General features: G+C 42.9%; 15 protein-coding genes and 1 pseudogene. 8 read left to right on the top strand and 8 right to left on the bottom strand.

Going from position 1 to position 17,673, the window contains the following annotated elements; all coding sequences use genetic code 11:
* Nucleotides 1–127 precede the first annotated feature (127 nt).
* The 4 genes and pseudogenes from EWV66_RS16150 to EWV66_RS16135 form a co-directional block, all read right to left on the bottom strand.
* Nucleotides 128–340, bottom strand: a complete 213-nt coding sequence (locus tag EWV66_RS16150) for a type II toxin-antitoxin system HicB family antitoxin (RefSeq protein ID WP_002765615.1) — start codon at nucleotides 338–340, stop codon at nucleotides 128–130.
* Nucleotides 324–512 (bottom strand): annotated as a pseudogene (locus tag EWV66_RS16145) (type II toxin-antitoxin system HicA family toxin); the annotation flags it as partial. The gene EWV66_RS16150 and the pseudogene EWV66_RS16145, both read right to left, overlap by 17 nt.
* Nucleotides 513–522: 10 nt before the next feature.
* Nucleotides 523–669, bottom strand: a complete 147-nt coding sequence (locus EWV66_RS16140; protein ID WP_167341571.1) for a hypothetical protein — start codon at nucleotides 667–669, stop codon at nucleotides 523–525.
* Nucleotides 670–727: 58 nt separating this feature from the next.
* The gene (locus EWV66_RS16135; protein WP_128575309.1) at nucleotides 728–1,705 is read right to left on the bottom strand and encodes a phosphate ABC transporter substrate-binding protein; all 978 of its coding nucleotides are present in this window, start codon (nucleotides 1,703–1,705) and stop codon (nucleotides 728–730) included.
* A gap of 106 nt (nucleotides 1,706–1,811) precedes the next feature.
* On the opposite strand from EWV66_RS16135, the gene gpmI reads away from it, so the two are divergent.
* The 3 genes from gpmI (at nucleotide 1,812) to EWV66_RS16120 (ending at nucleotide 4,811) form a co-directional block, all read left to right on the top strand.
* Nucleotides 1,812–3,410, top strand: coding sequence for a 2,3-bisphosphoglycerate-independent phosphoglycerate mutase (gpmI, locus tag EWV66_RS16130; RefSeq protein ID WP_287107845.1), 1,599 nt, complete (start codon nucleotides 1,812–1,814; stop codon nucleotides 3,408–3,410).
* 450 nt (nucleotides 3,411–3,860) lie between these two features.
* The gene (gene secG / locus EWV66_RS16125) at nucleotides 3,861–4,094 is read left to right on the top strand and encodes a preprotein translocase subunit SecG (protein ID WP_002736485.1); all 234 of its coding nucleotides are present in this window, start codon (nucleotides 3,861–3,863) and stop codon (nucleotides 4,092–4,094) included.
* Nucleotides 4,095–4,811 (top strand): peptidase, encoded by a 717-nt coding sequence (locus EWV66_RS16120; protein ID WP_287107844.1) that lies wholly within the window; start codon nucleotides 4,095–4,097, stop codon nucleotides 4,809–4,811.
* Between the two features lie 261 nt (nucleotides 4,812–5,072).
* Here EWV66_RS16120 and EWV66_RS16115 read toward each other — a convergent pair whose 3' ends face one another.
* Both EWV66_RS16115 and EWV66_RS16110 read right to left on the bottom strand, forming a co-directional pair.
* Entirely contained in the window at nucleotides 5,073–5,282 is a 210-nt protein-coding gene (locus EWV66_RS16115) for a hypothetical protein (RefSeq protein WP_002761322.1), read from the bottom strand.
* A gap of 92 nt (nucleotides 5,283–5,374) precedes the next feature.
* Nucleotides 5,375–6,646, bottom strand: coding sequence for a sigma-70 region 4 domain-containing protein (locus tag EWV66_RS16110; RefSeq protein ID WP_287107843.1), 1,272 nt, complete (start codon nucleotides 6,644–6,646; stop codon nucleotides 5,375–5,377).
* Nucleotides 6,647–7,312: 666 nt separating this feature from the next.
* On the opposite strand from EWV66_RS16110, the gene EWV66_RS16105 reads away from it, so the two are divergent.
* The 5 genes from EWV66_RS16105 (at nucleotide 7,313) to EWV66_RS16085 (ending at nucleotide 15,072) form a co-directional block, all read left to right on the top strand.
* A complete protein-coding gene (locus EWV66_RS16105; protein ID WP_287107842.1) occupies nucleotides 7,313–8,689 on the top strand; it encodes a DUF4407 domain-containing protein in 1,377 nt (458 codons plus the stop codon).
* A 106-nt stretch (nucleotides 8,690–8,795) separates the two neighbouring features.
* Nucleotides 8,796–9,344, top strand: coding sequence for a hypothetical protein (locus EWV66_RS16100; protein ID WP_008201089.1), 549 nt, complete (start codon nucleotides 8,796–8,798; stop codon nucleotides 9,342–9,344).
* A gap of 645 nt (nucleotides 9,345–9,989) precedes the next feature.
* A complete protein-coding gene (locus EWV66_RS16095; RefSeq protein ID WP_287107840.1) occupies nucleotides 9,990–12,041 on the top strand; it encodes an NAD(P)H-quinone oxidoreductase subunit 5 in 2,052 nt (683 codons plus the stop codon).
* Nucleotides 12,042–12,328: 287 nt separating this feature from the next.
* On the top strand, nucleotides 12,329–13,678 hold the full coding sequence (locus EWV66_RS16090; RefSeq protein ID WP_185236742.1) for an IS1380 family transposase: 1,350 nt from the start codon (nucleotides 12,329–12,331) through the stop codon (nucleotides 13,676–13,678).
* 587 nt (nucleotides 13,679–14,265) lie between these two features.
* Complete coding sequence (locus EWV66_RS16085; RefSeq protein WP_052278159.1) at nucleotides 14,266–15,072, top strand: MlaE family lipid ABC transporter permease subunit; 807 nt, start codon at nucleotides 14,266–14,268, stop codon at nucleotides 15,070–15,072.
* 426 nt (nucleotides 15,073–15,498) lie between these two features.
* Here the strand turns inward: EWV66_RS16085 and EWV66_RS16080 are convergent, their stop codons facing one another.
* Nucleotides 15,499–16,746, bottom strand: a complete 1,248-nt coding sequence (locus EWV66_RS16080; RefSeq protein WP_002763515.1) for a glutamate-5-semialdehyde dehydrogenase — start codon at nucleotides 16,744–16,746, stop codon at nucleotides 15,499–15,501.
* Nucleotides 16,747–16,756: 10 nt separating this feature from the next.
* Nucleotides 16,757–17,164 (bottom strand): hypothetical protein, encoded by a 408-nt coding sequence (locus tag EWV66_RS16075; protein ID WP_002763516.1) that lies wholly within the window; start codon nucleotides 17,162–17,164, stop codon nucleotides 16,757–16,759.
* Between the last annotated feature and the right edge of the window lie 509 nt (nucleotides 17,165–17,673).

The raw sequence follows: 17,673 nt of genomic DNA, 5'->3' as shown, positions 1-17,673 counted from the left end.
TTTGAGTTAAAAGTTAAACTTCAAGTTTTCATTCAGGACGAATGTACTGGTTAACTAATTTTTTGGGGAAAATTAGTTAACCCATCATTATAACATATAATTAATTTGCAAGAGTTCTACTTTATCATTAGGTAAATAATAGTCGTCCTTTTGGTTCAGGAATGATTCGTTCTAGTTGTTTTGCAGTTTCAATCCATTCTTGAATAACAAGTTCAGCATTTTGTACAGCTTCTTGATAGGTTTCTCCATCTGCCATACATCCTGCTAATTCTGGAACTTCAACAATAAAAGCTTGATCTTCCTCACTCCAATAAATAATTAATTCATAGCGAATTTTCATCTTTCCCTCCTAATTTATATTTTAAAATGAGATTACGAATTTGTTTGACTTGATAAGTCTTTGCTTTTCCTTGTTTGGGTTGTAGATTTAAAATTTCTTCAATTCCTTCTTGAATAAAAATATGATGACTTCCTCGTATTCTCTCATCAAAGCCAAGTTTTCTCAGCAGTTGACAAAGCTGCTCAAACTTTTTCTCGTTTCGCCGCTGCCAGCATTAAATCCCAGGTTTTTTGATTGGCAATTTGGCTATAGGTAGGGTAACTAATGCCATTCAGTCCCAAAGCTTGCAAAGCTTCAATGCCTCCCCGTCTCCACGGTAAAATAGGCAATGCTCACCCTAGTCATGCAAGGCGTAAAATTTCCCAGATTTTCGGATATTCTCGCTAACTACTTTTGTAGGTCTTCATTGGCCCGAAAAATCGCTTCTTGACCATCACTAGAGGACACAAAACCCATAAAAGCTTTAACCGCTTCACTAGCAGGTTCTTTGTAAACGTAGTAAAGGGTACGCTGCCAGGGATAATTAGGTTCACTGGGTAAAATTCCCTCAATAGCGATCGCCCTGACGGTTTTTTGGTTGGCAATTTGGTTATAGGTTGCGTAACTAATGCCATTCAGTCCCAAAACTCGCAAAATTGGGGTGGTAGCATCCCTGTCCATCATTTTAAAATTAGTTCCTGTACCAAATTCCCCCCCTTGCAGCACTTCCTCACGAAAACTTTGATAAGTGCCACTAATAGGGGGACGATTAATCACTTGAATAGTAGCTGCAGAACCGCCCACCTCCGACCAAGAGGTGATTTTTCCGGTAAAAATATCTTTAACCTGGGTAGTGGTTAACCCCCCCGCAAAGGGATTTTTTACCCCCACTACAACAGCGATCGCATCTCGAACGATCGGACTAGAAGCCAATCCCTGAGAGCGTTCCGACTCGGTTAAAGGTCGTGACACCGCCGCAATATCGATCGCCCCCCGGGCCACTTCCTCTAATCCCCTATCAGATCCTTGAGCATTTGTCAAGACCTCTACCCCCTGAAATTTGGCCGTTAAAGCGGCTTTTAAGGCTTGATTAATCTGTACCATACTGGTGGAGCCGTTAATGCGAATTGTCGTGCCACTGGGGATAGAAGTCGGTGGGGCAAAACTAACCACTCCTTGGGGTGAGGGGGGAGGGGGTAGGGGAGAGGAGGTGCTTCCCGATGTTGGGGATTTTTGCGGACTTTTACTGCTGCCACAGAGAAAAAATTCTTGACCTGCGGCACATTGACTTTGCAGCCAGAAGTAACCCCCACCTAAAATGCTCGCAGTGGCTAAAAGAGCGATTATTAAAGCAGTTGTTTCGTTTTTTTGAGACATACCCATCATTTGCTGACATTAGGGGGTCGATCGCCTGGACACCGGTGATCAATGGAAGTTTCGATGATATTATCTTAGTGCATGGAAATCCACTCTTAATTTAGGACTGTATATCATGACCCACGCACCTATATCCCCAGTCGTACTGGTTATCCTTGATGGTTGGGGTTATCGCCCGCAAAGGTCGGATAATGCGATCGCAATGGCGAAAACCCCGATTATGGATAGTCTCTGGGAAGTTTATCCCCACACCTTAATCCGCACCTCCGCTAAGGATGTGGGACTACCGGAAGGACAGATGGGTAACTCGGAAGTTGGCCACCTAAATATCGGGGCGGGGCGAGTCGTACCACAGGAGTTAGTACGGATTTCCGATGCGATCGAAGATGGTTCGATTCAACAAAATCAAGCTTTATTAAAACTCTGCGCCGAGATTCGCCCTAAAAAAAGCAAATTACACCTGATTGGTTTATGTTCCGAAGGGGGAGTCCATTCCCATCTCGATCACTTACTGGGATTATTAGACTTAGGGAAAGTGCAAGGGATTAGCGATGTCTGCATTCATGTCATCACCGATGGTCGCGATACCAATGTCACCGACGGAATGCTCGCTATTAAACGGATTCAAGAACATATTAATAAAATTAAACTCGGTCGCATGGTGACTCTCAGTGGCCGTTATTATGCCATGGATCGGGATCGCCGTTGGGATCGGGTGGAAAAAGCCTATAACGTGATGACCAGTGATCAAGGTATCGACGGGCGATCGATTACTGAAGTATTACAGGCATTTTATGATCAAAATATTACCGATGAATTTATTCCCCCCACCAGAATTGCACCGGGGGCGATCGAAGCGGGCGATGGGGTGATATTCTATAATTTCCGTCCCGATCGAGCTAGACAGTTATGTTATGCCCTGACTATGCCCGATTTTGAAGATTTCGATCGAGATTTAATTTCTCCCCTCAGTTTTGTCACTTTCACCCAATACGATCCAAAATTACCGGTAGATGTGGCCTTTGCTCCCCAGAATTTAAATAATATTTTAGGACAGGTGATCGCTCAACAGGGATTAAAACAGTTTCGTTGTGCAGAAACCGAAAAGTATCCCCACGTCACCTACTTTTTTAATGGGGGATTAGAAAAACCCTTTGAGGGAGAAGTGCGCGAATTAATTCCCAGTCCGAAAGTCGCCACCTATGACCAAGCGCCGGCCATGTCGGCAGCCACGGTGACAGCAGCGGTCTGTGGGGCGATCGAACAGGGGATCTATAGTCTCGTGGTAGTCAATTACGCTAACCCCGATATGGTGGGTCATACGGGCATTTTAGACGCGGCCATGAAAGCAGTGGAAACGGTGGATCTATGCTTGGCTAAGTTGTTAAGTAGCGTCAATAAATTGGGGGGAACAGTGTTAATCACTGCGGACCACGGTAACGCAGAAACGATGGTGGATGAGTCGGGTAATCCTTGGACCGCCCACACGACTAATCCCGTTCCTTTAATTTTAATTGAAGGGGAAGGGAGAAAAATACCCGGCCACGGTGGCGATGTGCAGCTGCGGGATGATGGTCGTTTAGCCGATATTGCCCCCACTATCCTGGAAATTCTCTCTATTCCCGTCCCAGTAGAAATGACTGGGCGATCGCTGATTAAACCAGCCGAAGTGGAAATTAAAGCCAGTCGCACTCCCGTCCGCATCTCGCTTTAACAGTGGGTTTGCGGCAAAAAGTACGGGCGAAGCATTCGGATAGAAAATCTCCGGTTTCACCGATAGGTTATTGCCCGAATGCTTCGCCCCTACAGGACGCGGGCCGATGAAGACGCAAGGTTTGGAAGCACGATTCTCTCAAAATCTTGCACCTGTTTCGCGAAACAAGACCCTAAAACCCTTACCTCGTCTATATTTCACCATTATTCAGCAAGCCCTAATTAGCAGAAAAATGACCAATAAAAACCGCTCTCTTGTAGTTATGCTGATCAGCAAATCTTATCGAAGAAAGGGCGTAGGGCATCTTTGAATGTAAGATAATGGACATTTTTCAGCCAATTTCCGAGAGAGCCATAAAAATTTAAAACTTACATCTGATAACTGATAACTGATCACTGATAACTGATGATAACTGCTATACTTTGTAATGGAAAATAGAGAGTAATAATCATGACAGTGGTGCTGGTAGTACAGATTATTTGGGCGCTGGCGGCGGCCTTTCTGGCGATTTTGGTGTTATTACACAGTCCCAAAGGGGATGGTATTGGCGGTATTGGCGGCCAATCACAGATTTTTACCAGCGCAAAAACGGCGGAAAAAACCTTAAATCAGGTGACTTGGGCGTTGGGGACGGTATTTATCACCCTAACTATTGTACTGAGCGCCGGCTGGTTAAATCGCTAAATGCTAAGAGGTCGGTTCTCTTTTCTAGGACTCGCAGCCTTGGCGAGTCTTTTGCTGTTTTCCTATTCTCTGATTGCCGACAGTCGATCGCTACCAGAGTTAAAAACCCATCCTTTACCCGCTAATTTAGCCCAATGGCAAGAGCAAAACCAGTCCGGGGATTATTTTGATGCCGTGGAAATCAGTCCCGTGGGGGCGTTGATTTGGTCGCAATTTCCCGTGAAGATTTATCTTCAGAGCGATCGCAGTTCTTGGCTGAGTTTGGTACAACAGGCGATCGCTGAATGGGGGCAGTATTTGCCGATCGAGTTGGTAAATCGGGCAGAATTGGCCGATATCCTCATTAAACGGGAGTTACCGCCGTCGGGAGTCCGTTTTAATCCCGAAACCGGTAAGTTAGAACTGCCCCGGGTGCGTTCTGCCATAACACAATACGAGATTTTTGTCAAGGAAAATCGCTTAACTCATCGGATGAGTATCCAGATTAGTCCTAATTTAGCCGATCGGTCGGCCTTAGCGGCAGCGCGGCACGAATTAGGTCACGCTTTGGGAATTTGGGGTCATAGTCCCCTAGAGACGGATGTAATGTATTTCGCTCAAACTAGAGATATTGCCCCGATTTCTAGCCGGGATATTAACACTTTAAAAAAGGTTTATCAGCAGCCAACTAAGTTAGGTTGGCAGATGGATCAGCTAGGGTATCTAATACCTGAATAGGTAAATATTGCTCTTCAGTCGGTTCTGCTATTAAAAAGTATAAGTTATGGATATACTTAGTATAACTGACTAAGATCCAGAAGATTAACCATCGCTTAAACCTCTATTTCCTCTAGCCATGTTTTAATCGCACTGATTAACTTGGGTTGCTGGGGAGGGGTGTTGCTGACTCAAGCTATGAATGCCAACTGTGCATCCTATCCAAAAGTTAGTTTAGCTCTAGGTTTTAAAAACCCCACACAAGAAGATTCCTATTGCAAATCAGCAACCCCAATCTTTGCCACCCTCGACAACTAAGCCAATACTAGAAACATATTGTACGGGTTTGCCTAACATTAAGGGATCTATTTCTCCCCAATCGTAAGGTTCATAATCTTCTAAACGAGATAGTTCGCTATCTAACCAATCATCTCTAGGGGCTGTTTTTTCCGAGGGATTGGGCTGTTTCAAGGAGTCTAAGGGTTTAGTCATGGGGAAAAAATGTCCTATACACAAACATTTTACCCATTATTGACCAACTCTTTAGTTCATCTAAACCTCTATTTCCTCTAGCCATGTCTGAATCACGCTGAATAAGTTGGGTTGTTGGGGTTTGAAATATTTTCCTTCAAATCCTTAGCTTTTTCCCATATCAAGTTAAACCTTATTTGATCGGTGCGAATATCATCTGGGTCCCAGGATATATGTCCGTCTTCTGGAATTTCTTGCACTCTAGTTGTTATGTTTTCACAGACCAAGAGATTTATCGAAGCTAAGGATGGCCACTCTGACGGTATATCTTCTTCGAGGATATAGCGCACATTTATGCCATCCTGCTTTTGAGATTGCATGATTTGTACGATTTCATCGGAAGGTTTATCTTTTAAGATAAAGACCCTTTTGATATTAGCCTTTCTTTTATCAATTAATTCCTTATTGAATTGTTTAAAAATTTGTCCTAGCTCGCTGTTCCACCAAGAGATTAATCTGCCACTACTCACTGCGGAGATAGAGATAGGTTCTCTATCTTTTGCTTCAAAAATCTTTGTTAAACTCTTCATGATTATTTCAATTCTTGCTTGACCATAAATTTTTATTTTTCCAGTCCCAATAACTTCTTTTGCAATTATTTCTGCATCAATTGGATTCTTGTTTAAGAGGTTATTGACAGAAGAAACAGCACTATTAAACGCAGCTGTTATCGTGTCCTCATTTCTGTCTTTTCCTACATAAAAATTAATTCCATATTGAAATATAACAGCAGCAGTAACAGGAACTTTTTTATCATTGTTTATTTCTTCATCTTGTGAACCCGCCCAGTGAAGAAAAAAATTATAAGCCTTATCTAACTGCAAGGTCTGGGCCTGACTTAATGAATCGGTTAAAGCTTCGTATAATGCGTTAATTGAGCCTTTTTGTACAGATGTTCCTTTAAATTGTTTTTCCGTTTTAGGATTCCACAATGTTACTTCTGCTTCAGCTAATCGGTTTAGTTCGCAAGAAAGTCTAAAGTTTTTTACTTCCAAAATTTCCCCGATCTTTAGCTTTGGAACAATAATCGACTTTATTGCCTGAATAAGACGGCGTTCCTTCCCTCTAGTTTCTCCAGTAATATTAAACTTTTTATAAACTTCTCCCATACACTTCTGACAAGCATTTTCGCTTGTTTCAAGTTCCTTCGCTATTTGTAGATAAGTTTTTTTCTCAATAAAGCGGCGAAAAAAAACCTCTCTTTGCTGATCGGTCAATTGATATTTGTCTGCTACAAAAAAAACTTCCTTTTGCCAATCGGCCAATTCATACTTGTCTGCTGTAGGGATAAGCTTATTTTGGTTCAAGCTAGTCAGTTTTTCCATTTCTTAACTTTTTTATAAAGGGATATTCTTTAGTAACTGCTCAGGAAGGAAGCGATCGGTTTTTGCTTGAGCAAAATTCCCGCCTGTATCTGAATCTGCGATACCAATGACTAAGCAGACGGGAGACACCATATCGTTGACAGACTTGTCCAATCAGATGGTTCCCACAGAGTTGTGCTTGGGCAAAACTGACCGAATCGTGGGCTTTGAACCCGATCACCCTTCTCACACTACCATATTTTCGCCTCCTGAACGACTACTTTTGTATTTCATATTTTGTAGCGGTAGATACAGAAATCACTGAGTCAATACACTTTACTGAGCTTACTGATGTAATTTACTGAGTTTACTGAGCATGAAAAAGAGTCTGAAACGATCGCTCGCTCATTGAGTGTCCTCACACTCACAGCTTTGTCCTCCTGCTCATTGGGGCAACTTCCCATCGACTCTAGTTAAATAAGCCTTGAAGCGTGGAGGATTTATCAAAGTGAACCTGAATCCGCAGTAATTCTACTTTTTTCCATCTTCATGCAAATAATTTCTACTTTTTTCCATCTTCACGCAAATAATTTCTACTTCGATGGGGACTGACATCACCGAGACAACTTTTTACAATAAATCCAGTTCCAGTTTAGGAATTGGCACACCAACCATCAGGAGGTCAATATGAAATCTACATCTCTACCTCAATCTAATGCAAGCTTTGCTCTGAAATTCCTTTGGTTTTGTGCGGGAGCAAACATTAAGGTTTTAGAACGATGCCAAGTCGATCACAATAAATATGCCATGATCGGTTTTACAATTCTGTTGACCTCTGTACTAGCATCTCTCAGTGGAGGTTATGCCCTGTGGACTGTTTTTAATTCCACAAGGATGGCTATCGGCTTTGGTTTCTTTTGGGGATTAATGATTGGCAATCTTGATCGCTTTTTAGTTTCCACCACTCGGAAGGAGGAAAAGTGGAGTCCAGAACAAAGTGGCTTTCTAGCAGTTCGGGTATTAGTCGCTATCTCTATCGCTTTTGTTGTTGCTAAACCCTTGGAACTGAAAATTTTTGAAAAACCTATTCGGGCTGAAATGGTTGAACAAAACTCAAAAAGTGCGTCAGAGAACCAGGAGCGTTTAATCCTGAAGTATTCTGAAATTTCTGACTTAGAAAAAGACAATGAAAAATTGCAGAACGAACTAGATCACTCAAGACAAAACATGGATGAAGCTTATCGGGCTGTTATTGGAGAAGCAGAAGGAACTTCTGGTACAAAAAAATTAGGCCGAGGCCCTGTCTATGACAAAAAATGGCAAAAATATCAGCAAAGTCTGACTGAATATGAAAGCACCAAACAAAATTTAGGTACTCAGATTAAAGAGAATCTCAATCGCATCAAGACATTAACACAAAAACGCGATCTTGAATTGGCGAAGATTGTCGCTGAGAAAGCGAAAGCCGATGATATAATGACTCAGCTTGAGACACTAGATAAGTTAGGAAAGAAAAAACGTATTTATTGGTGGTCAAGCCTTTCCATTACCTTTATTTTTGTTTTAATTGATGTCAGTCCAATCATTGCCAAACTATTGCTAAAACGTGGATTATACGATCATCTCTTAGACGAGGAGGAAAAAATACAGCTAAATCTTTCTTTGCGCTCTCTTCGTTTAAGTGAGTCTCATTATTTGCAACAAATCGAAATACAAGAAAAAGCTCAACAGCAAGCAATTAGTAATGCTTTTCAAAGCGAAAACTATCAAAAAGCTGTAGATGAATTGAGTAAAGTCTATACCAATCAATTAAGTAGAGAAATTTCTCGATTAGGGCAAGAATTCAATCCCGCTGTTTACAAGCAGAAAATTAAGCAGGAAATGCAAAACCAAATGGAAAAGCGAACAATTCCTTCCATTGTGGAAGAGGAGGTTCGACATCACCAAAAAGTTAACAAAGTTGAGGAAGCTTATCAACATACATTGGACGCAATGAATGGCTATATGACCAATCAGACCAAAGAAGATAATAGCCATACTCAAAACGGTCAAAACTTTGAATAAAGGGGAGTCAATACAATGTACTACTCGCTTTCAAGAAGCCCGCCCTTAAGAAATGAGTCAAGTTCATGGTATTTTTTTACGACAAACAGATTTCTGGAGTTAAATTATGGTTGACAGACGCTATTCCCTAAGTAAAAATGATGATTTTCATAATACTAACTTGCCCATTATGCGACGGGCCGAGCAAGTTCAGATTGAAGCCATTCAGCTTAGTGAACAAAAACGAGAGGGTTTTCTTGCCCGATTTTTTCCTAGTGAAACTCAAAGAGCGATTGTTAAAGCTCAATTGGCATTAGTTGAAACCGAATACGAATTTCGGAAACGAGCTTTAGAAACTTTGCGTGAAACACAATTGCAAGCTTTAACAGAAACTTGTAATCAGTATTTAACAAGAGATAAAGCTGCCCGTCGCGCCGATACAGCTAAGTTCTTACTTCACAAAAAAGAGGAGTTAGTTTATGAATTAGATGCCATTTTTGAGCGATTTATGAAACTGCTCAAAGAAAGGTATCAAAATATGGAGGATGAATCAAACCCTCTATTTCGTCAAATTCGCCAAGACAAGTTAGAAAAAGACATCAACGATTTTATGGAACTTCAAAACAAGCTTGTTGATAAATTTCAACGCTTAGTTGATGAAGATGTGAATTACTAAAAATAAATGGTTGAGTGCGATGCCGAAGGCACTGCCTAGCAGTACCCCTATCTTGCAAGGTTGGATTGACAACGGAAACCCAACATCATCCCCCTGTTATTCTTCATGTTGTGTGTTGGGTTGCACTTCGTTTAACCGAACCTACGGATTATTTTACTGGTTATTCCATGCCGACATTGTAATCGAAAATAATCTTTTGTCTGTAGATTGTAGGGTGCGTGTTTGCGGCTGCTAATTTGGACAAAAAACGGTTCTTCGGTTTGTCTTATGCAATGGACGGGGTTATAAGGAATGAAACCCTTATAGAGACAGACATTGCTGCGATTTTTGTCAATTGTTTTCGATCTAGAGCGAACTAATCAATTAAATCTCTTGCCAGATAAGGATTTAGTCGATTTATGCCACCCTATCGAACCATACCAAGTAACGAAGAACCAGATTGTCAAGATTTTAGTGGACACCGAAGCTCTGTCGAAGTGTCGTGCTTTCGTCCCGCTCGCTAAACTGCCAAATCGATAAGCTCCTTTGACCTTTCGCCGCCCTGTTGAGCAAAACTAGGTATAAACACTTTCTTAAGAATTAACCTATGTCACAATAGATGAGGATAAACCAAATAGTGTGAAATTGTAAACTAGGTATTACTGAATGGAACCGCTTTATCAGTACGCGTGGCTAGTTCCCGTCCTGCCTTTGGTAGGCGCTACCCTAGTCGGTGCGGGCTTAATTTCCTTTAATGAAGTCACCAATCGTCTGCGACAGGCAAATGCTGTATTAATCATTTCTACCCTCGGTGCGTCGATGGTGCTGTCTTTTGCACTGCTGTGGAGTCAAATCAATGGACACGCTCCCTACAACCAAATGATCGATTGGGCATCGGCGGGTAACTTTCACCTGAAAATGGGTTATACGATCGATCATCTCAGCGCTTTAATGTCGGTTATCGTCACCACCGTGGCCTTTTTGGTGATGATTTATACCGATGGTTACATGGCCCATGACCCCGGTTATGTGCGTTTTTACGCCTATCTGAGCATTTTTAGCAGTTCTATGCTCGGTTTGGTCATCAGTCCCAACCTCGTCCAGATCTACATTTTCTGGGAATTAGTGGGGATGTGTTCCTATCTGCTAGTAGGTTTCTGGTTCACTCGTCCGGCGGCCGCCGAGGCCTGTCAAAAAGCCTTTGTTACCAACCGCGTCGGCGATTTTGGCTTATTACTGGGAATGCTGGGTCTTTTCTGGGCCACCGGCAGCTTCGAGTTTGATGTCATGGGTGAACGTCTAGAGGAATTAGTCTCTTCTGGAGCCATTGCCGGCAGTTTAGCGGCATTATTCGCCGTTTTAGTCTTCCTCGGTCCCGTGGCCAAGTCGGCCCAATTTCCCCTTCATGTCTGGCTACCGGATGCGATGGAAGGTCCGACCCCGATTTCGGCCCTGATTCACGCCGCCACCATGGTGGCCGCTGGAGTTTTCCTGATTGCTCGAATGTATCCCGTTTTTGAGCCAATTCCCACGGCGATGACGGTAATTGCTTGGACGGGGGCCTTTACTGCCTTCCTAGGGGCAAGTATCGCCCTCACCCAGAATGATATCAAAAAGGGTTTAGCCTATTCCACCATCTCCCAATTGGGTTATATGGTTATGGCTATGGGTATCGGTGCTTATAGTGCGGGATTATTCCACCTGATGACCCACGCTTATTTTAAAGCGATGTTGTTCCTCGGTTCTGGTTCGGTCATCCACGGTATGGAGGATGTGGTCGGTCATGAGCCGGTTTTAGCGCAAGATATGCGGATGATGGGCGGTTTACGCAAGTATATGCCCATTACTGCCCTAACTTTCTTGGTGGGAACTCTGGCCATCTGTGGGATTCCTCCTTTCGCTGGTTTCTGGTCGAAGGATGAAATTCTCGGTTTAGCTTTTGAGGCGAACCCAGCTTTATGGTTAATCGGTTGGGGGACTGCGGGTTTAACAGCTTTTTATATGTTCCGGATGTACTTTAATACCTTTGAAGGGGAGTTTAGAGGGACTAATAAGGAGATTAAACGGCGACTGTTAGCCAACGCGGGCGCGATTCCGGCTTTTGGACCGGGGGCAATGAATGTTAAGCAATTGGACTCGGAAGCACAAGAAGAAGACAACCACGGCCATCATGCCCATGAACCCCACGAATCGCCAATTACTATGACTTTACCTCTCATGATTTTGGCGGTTCCTTCTTTGTTAATCGGTTTGGTGGGTAAACCTTGGCAGAATTTCTTCGAGGGTTTTATTCATGTTCCTAACGAAGTAGTGGAAGAAGTTCATGCTTTTGATTGGACAGAGTTTCTGATTATGGCGGGTAATTCGGTGGGGATTGCTTTAATCGGGATTACTGTCGCTTCTTTGATGTATCTCCAGAAGAAAATTGACCCCGCAACTATTGCGGAAAAATTCCCCGTTTTGTATCGTTTTTCCCTGAACAAATGGTACATTGATAATCTGTATGATCGAGTTTTTGTCCAGGGTTGTCGTCGTCTCGCGCGCCAAATTATGGAAGTGGATTATCGCGTTATTGATGGGGCAGTGAATTTAACCGGTTTAGCTACTCTTGTCAGTGGTGAAGGTCTCAAATACCTCGAAAATGGTCGCGCCCAATTCTACGCTTTAATTGTCTTTGCCGCAGTTTTGGGTTTAGTAATTGTCTATAGTCTGGTGTAGATTTTTAATCGGTTGACTAAAGATTTTTAGGGGCGCAAAGCCCCTTTTTTTAGCTTTAAGTTCCCCTTTTTAAGGGGAATTTAGCCTGCATTATTCATGAGAGTAGGGTAAAAAACCCTGAAACGACTACCAGATATAAGTTACAGCGACTTGATCTCAACAACAGTCTGTTTTGTCTCTCCGTCACTGGGCTTTCAGGAAAGAAAATAATGGTTAAAAAAGCAGAAAAAAGGGGACAAAAAACTCTATAATGTTAGGGACAGTAAGAGTTAAAATTTTCGTTGATCATGACTGAGTTTTCTTCTCAACTTTCGCTAAACTTCTTTACCAAAAAACCTTTAGAAGCCAAGTTCTCTCGCCTTGATTTGAGTTCAGATGCGGGGGTACTTCTGGTTAGACAAGCAGAAGAACAACTGAAAATTTGTGAAGGATTAGCAGATTGTTTGGAGGATAATCGAGAGCCGGGTGAAGTAAAACATTCTCTGCATCAGTTAATTAGTCAACGAGTCTGTCGGATAGCATCGGGCTATGAAGATAGCAACGATAGTAACTATTTGCGTGACGATCCTATTTTTAAGATTGCTTGCGATCAAGTTCCGCTTCCAGGAGAAGAATTATTAGCTAGTCAGCCAACGATGAGTCGATGGGAGAATCAGGTAACAAACAGAGAAATCAAAGGAATGCGTCGCTTTTTTGTTGACCAATTCCTCAAAAGTTATTCACAACAACCAGAAGAAATATTGCTAGATATAGATGGCTGGGATGCTTTGACTCATGGGCATCAGCAACTAAGCTTATTTCATGGTTATTATGGACACTATATTTACTTTCCCGTATTAATTAATGAAGCTGCGAGCGGTTACCCGTTAGTTCTACAACTTCGAGCGGGAAATTCTCACCCAGGTAAAGGGGTAGCGGGGATACTAAGATGGCTATTTTGGCGGTTAAGAAAAGCGATGCCAGGAGTGAGAATTATTTTACGAGGAGATGCGGGCTTCTCCTTGCCTGAAATCTTGAAAGTTTGCGAACGCAGTGAAGTTAAATATGCGTTTGGTTATAGTAGTAATGCAGTCTTGAAACAAAAAATTAGTTATCTTCTGGATCAAGCAAGATTACAATATCATCGCACGGGAGAAAAAGCCCGATTATTTGATGATGTTTATTATGCGGCGGGGACTTGGAAAGAGCCACGACGAGTAGTAATGAAGGCAGAATGGTTAGAAAAAGGGGCTAACCCCAGATTTATCGTTACCAATTTACTCACAGATGCCCAAGAACTCTATGATGATTTTTATGTCCAAAGAGGAGCTAGTTCGGAGCATAGAATTAAAGAATTAAAACTAGGAATCAAAGCTGACAGACTCAGTTGTCAAAAATTTATTGTCAATCAGTTTCGTCTGTTTTTATCTCAAGCTGCTTATATTTTGATGCTGGGGATTCGGCAAGCAGCACAGGGGACAAGATTGGCAAAGGCGACAGTTTCTCGTTTAAAAGAAACTCTTATTAAAACTGCTGCAAAAGTTAGTGTTTCGGTCAGAAAAGTATTAGTTGAGTTAGCAGCTCATTGTCCATTTGCTTATGAAATTAGTCTAATTTCACAGCGACTTTCTAGTGGAGTTCAATTAATTTTTTTTTAAAGCCAAGCCTTCCTAGGATTATTGTATCTAAATGACAGTTTTAGTCGCTTTTTTAGGCTTTAATTGTTAATTTTGTGCGGTTGATTAAGGATTTTTACTTACTTATTTAACCCCAAAAAAAACTGGATGTAAATCCAGTTTTTCGGGTTCCTTGTTTTTTGGTTGGTTTCACCGATAGGTTATTGCCCGAATGCTTCGCCCCTACAGGACGCGGGCCGATGAAGACGCAAGGTTTTGAACGACGATTCTCTCAAAATCTTGCACCTGTTTCGCTCGTAAAGCCACAAAACCCTTACCTTGCCTACATTTCACATTTATTCAGCCAGCCTACTTATAGAGGAGAGGCACTCATGCAACAGGCAAGAGGCAACCCCCCCTGCCCCCCGACATCGGGGGGGTAGGGGGAATAAATAATCAGTTTTTAATAACCAGATTTAGTATCAGTTCCTCTGAACTTAGATGTTCGGCTAAGTCAGCTTTCTTGGGCATTTTATCTCCTTGTCTTTACTCGTTTTATTATAACAGGATTTGGTATTAGAAGACAAAACAGGATAGACTTTTCTCTAGTCCGATCGATTTTGGGGACAATGAAGAATTTATTGGCGATTTTTAGCAAGGAATTAAGCTCTTGGTTTCGGCGCTGTTGGTTAGCGGTACTATTAACCGGCAGGGTTTTTTACTTCCTATTCACGCGCAAACCCGATTGGCGCGTCACCCAAGAACAAATGGTGGCAGCTGGGCCTGCTTCCCTGATTATCGCCATGATCACGGCTGCGGTGATCGGGATGATCTTTACCATTCAAGTGGCGCGGGAGTTCCAAGCCTTGGGCGCTGGCAGTATGGTGGGGGGAATTTTGGCCCTTGCTCTCGGTCGGGAACTCTGTCCGATTATGATGGCGATCGTGGTAGCCGGTCGGGTAGGATCGGCTTTTGCGGCGGAAATCGGTACCATGAAGGTGACAGAGCAGATCGACGCACTCTATATGCTCAAAACCGATCCCGTGGAATATCTGGTGCTGCCCCGTTTAATTGCCTGTTGTCTGATGGTTCCCGCTTTGAGTGTTATGGCGTTGCTGATCGGTTTAGGTAGCGGTTTGCTAGTCGGCCAAAGTTTATACGGGATTGCCAATTCAGTTTTTCTCGACTCGGTTCGCGGTTTTCTGGGTGTGGGAGATGTGCTGAGTGGACCGGTTAAAGGGTTGGTTTTTGGGGCTTTAATTGCGATTATCGGCTGTAATTGGGGTTTAACGACCGATGGCGGTGCTAAAGGAGTCGGCCAAGCTACGACCGCGGCCGTAGTCACTATGCTCTTAGCGATTTTTGTATCTAATCTGCTGATGACTTGGATCTTGTTCCAAGGATCTGGCAATAGTTCGGTTTTGTTTGGACAGTAATTTCAGTTAAAAACTGTCATTTTCTCGCCATTGTTCTAATACTAAATCCAGTTATTAAAGACTGATTATTTATTCCTCCTTTTGCCTCTTGCCCCCGCCCCCCCGATGTCGTAGGGTTGATTCATGAATCAACCCTACCCCTACCCCCACGAAAAACTTTTTGCCGCAGACCACTAGGTAGGGTTGGCTGAATAAATCTAAAAACCTTGTTGGGTAAGACTTTTAGACTTTTTTTCCCTCAAAAAGTGCCAACCATTGGAGTGATCGGGGGTAAAATTCCGGGACTTTTTCCCTGAAAATTAGGTAACTGACCCCCTCAAAATCCCTAAAACCCCACACCCCACACCCCACACCCCACACCCTACCCCCACGAAAAACTTTTTGCCGCAAACCCTAGCTAACTTAACAATACCCAGTTCACCAAAACTACCCCTGCACCACCTGTTTAAGGGTGGTAAAGGTTTCTAGGTTGATTAACCCCCGGCGCTGGCCTTTTTGGTTGGAAATGCCCAAAAACACCGATTCTCCCTGTTTGGGATTGCGATCGAATCGGGGTGAAGAATTGATATAAACTAAAGCACTATCGGACTCCATGGCGAATTGACGACTTTCTCGATAGGATTCGGTGACAATACAATCCGCGTGACCGCTACTATACTTATTAATCCAAGCGATCGCATCAGTGAGGGTATCCACTAACCTAAAGGCCACCGTTTTTTCTAAATAGGGTCTTTGCCAATCATTATCGGTAGCAATGGTTAAATGTTCGGGAAAATCCGCCGCTAATCGGTTATCTCCCCGCAATTTAAAGCCTTTTTCCTGCAAACTTTTAAACAAACGACTTAAAGTTGAAGAATTGTGATGGGGACTAATTAAAACTTTTTCGATCGCGTTAACCGGATCGGGTATGCTGCCATGACTATCGATAATTACCTGACGAGCTAACTCCAAATCGCCACTAGGAGACCAATACAAATAACAGTTTCCCATGGCCGCACGCAAAACGGGAACCGTGGCCAATTGACTCACCCGACCGATTAAACTAGGGCGACCGTAGGGAATAATCAAATTAACATAATTTTCCTGCGTCAGCAACTCCTCTAGGGAGGGACTAGAATCGCAGGGTAAACCACTCACACAATCCACGGGTAAACCCACATCTTCCAAAGCTTCTTGGATAATTTCCGTAATCACTCCATCGGAATGACTAGAGGCATTGGAACCGCGAATAATCAAACTATTGCCACTTTTTAGGGAAAATCCCGCCGCTACCATCGCTAATTCGGGAAAACCTTCATAGACTAAGGCAATCACTCCTAAAGGCATCCTTTGGCAATAGGTTTGGGACGGATTAAGTTGATAGGCCGCGTTAATTACCTGTTGCAGCGGATCCGATGCTTCCGCTAGTTGTTGCAATACCTCCACCGTCGTCTCTAAACGTTCGGGAGTTAACCGTAACCAGCGAATCATTTGTTCTGAGACGGCCATCTCTCGACTGACTTCTAAATCGAGGGTATTGGCTTCTAAAATGCGATCAAAGCCAGTTTTAATGGCATTAGCGATCGCGATTACCCCGCGATTTCTTTCGTTGCCATTGAATTGACCTAGATCCAGAAAAGCATTGTATGCTTGCTTAAAGATCGTCGGGGGGGTTTTGGGGGAACTTTCGATCATAGATTCTTGTCTAGCGTCGATAGGCTAACCAAAAGATGAATGCGGGCAAAATAACTAATAGCATAACTAGAATTGCCCCAAAAATCACGCTTACCCCCGGCGGTGATTTTAAAATTAAGGGTAGCCAGACGATCGATAATAACAGAATTATCCCCACCATCAGGGGTAATACCTCTTGTCCAAAGCGCCGATTCGTACTCACCCAACGAAATCCCGTCCAGCGCCAACTGCGTTTATAGGGATAGTGGGGGGCTAATTGTTCGATAATTTGACCGTTTTCCTGTAGCACAAATATCTGTTGACAGCGATCACAGCCAAAGGCATCGGTCAATAAAATCGGGCACAATGTCCCTTTCCGACGACAGGGACAAGGATAGTCTTGGTGTTGGTCGATTTTGGTATATTTATGCGGTCGCACAAGCTAAATTTTTGTTTATCAACGTTTGTTTTTAGTTGCTCGTGGTCAATGGCTAAGGTATTCAACGGTTGCCCAAAATCCTCAACCCTATTGCTCACGGGTAATTCCCATCTTAAGGTATATCCCTAAATTATTCATCCTGACCTTAAGGTATATTTCAAGATTTTATGAACTACTCCAATCCGCTACGCGCTCGATTGGAGTTTCTGACGATTCTTCGTCCCTAGATGCCTCATACTTCCGCACAAGGTAGCGCTAGACGACTCTGCATCTAAAGAGGCTCGTTCCAAGCCCCTAGCATAATTGAGCATAACTTGTGCAGCAGCTACATCTCGATCACAAGAATAGCCACATTTCTCACAGCGATGAACTCTTTCGGCTAAAGATTTCTGGCTCTTCGGGAATTGTTATGCAAATAATTAACTTAAAATAAAATTCGATGAGAGCGCCTACGCTCAAAAGTAGCTGAAATCCATACAGGGAAGGACTTAAGGCACAAACAGGTTAAT

This window comes from Microcystis sp. M_OC_Ca_00000000_C217Col (genome assembly GCF_007095585.1).
Classification (GTDB): domain Bacteria; phylum Cyanobacteriota; class Cyanobacteriia; order Cyanobacteriales; family Microcystaceae; genus Microcystis; species Microcystis panniformis.
This window is presented reverse-complemented; position numbering and strand designations above follow the sequence as displayed.

Bases quoted from the DNA above. Each gene is read 5' to 3' on its own strand.
- EWV66_RS16085 (WP_052278159.1), top strand. From the start codon at position 14,266: ATGAAGAATTTATTGGCGATTTTTAGCAAGGAATTAAGCTCTTGGTTT.
- gpmI (WP_287107845.1), top strand. From the start codon at position 1,812: ATGACCCACGCACCTATATCCCCAGTCGTACTGGTTATCCTTGATGGT.
- EWV66_RS16150 (WP_002765615.1), bottom strand. From the start codon at position 340: ATGAAAATTCGCTATGAATTAATTATTTATTGGAGTGAGGAAGATCAA.
- EWV66_RS16115 (WP_002761322.1), bottom strand. From the start codon at position 5,282: ATGACTAAACCCTTAGACTCCTTGAAACAGCCCAATCCCTCGGAAAAA.
- EWV66_RS16135 (WP_128575309.1), bottom strand. From the start codon at position 1,705: ATGATGGGTATGTCTCAAAAAAACGAAACAACTGCTTTAATAATCGCT.
- EWV66_RS16120 (WP_287107844.1), top strand. From the start codon at position 4,095: ATGCTAAGAGGTCGGTTCTCTTTTCTAGGACTCGCAGCCTTGGCGAGT.
- EWV66_RS16105 (WP_287107842.1), top strand. From the start codon at position 7,313: ATGAAATCTACATCTCTACCTCAATCTAATGCAAGCTTTGCTCTGAAA.
- EWV66_RS16095 (WP_287107840.1), top strand. From the start codon at position 9,990: ATGGAACCGCTTTATCAGTACGCGTGGCTAGTTCCCGTCCTGCCTTTG.
- secG (WP_002736485.1), top strand. From the start codon at position 3,861: ATGACAGTGGTGCTGGTAGTACAGATTATTTGGGCGCTGGCGGCGGCC.
- EWV66_RS16080 (WP_002763515.1), bottom strand. From the start codon at position 16,746: ATGATCGAAAGTTCCCCCAAAACCCCCCCGACGATCTTTAAGCAAGCA.
- EWV66_RS16100 (WP_008201089.1), top strand. From the start codon at position 8,796: ATGGTTGACAGACGCTATTCCCTAAGTAAAAATGATGATTTTCATAAT.
- EWV66_RS16090 (WP_185236742.1), top strand. From the start codon at position 12,329: ATGACTGAGTTTTCTTCTCAACTTTCGCTAAACTTCTTTACCAAAAAA.
- EWV66_RS16110 (WP_287107843.1), bottom strand. From the start codon at position 6,646: ATGGAAAAACTGACTAGCTTGAACCAAAATAAGCTTATCCCTACAGCA.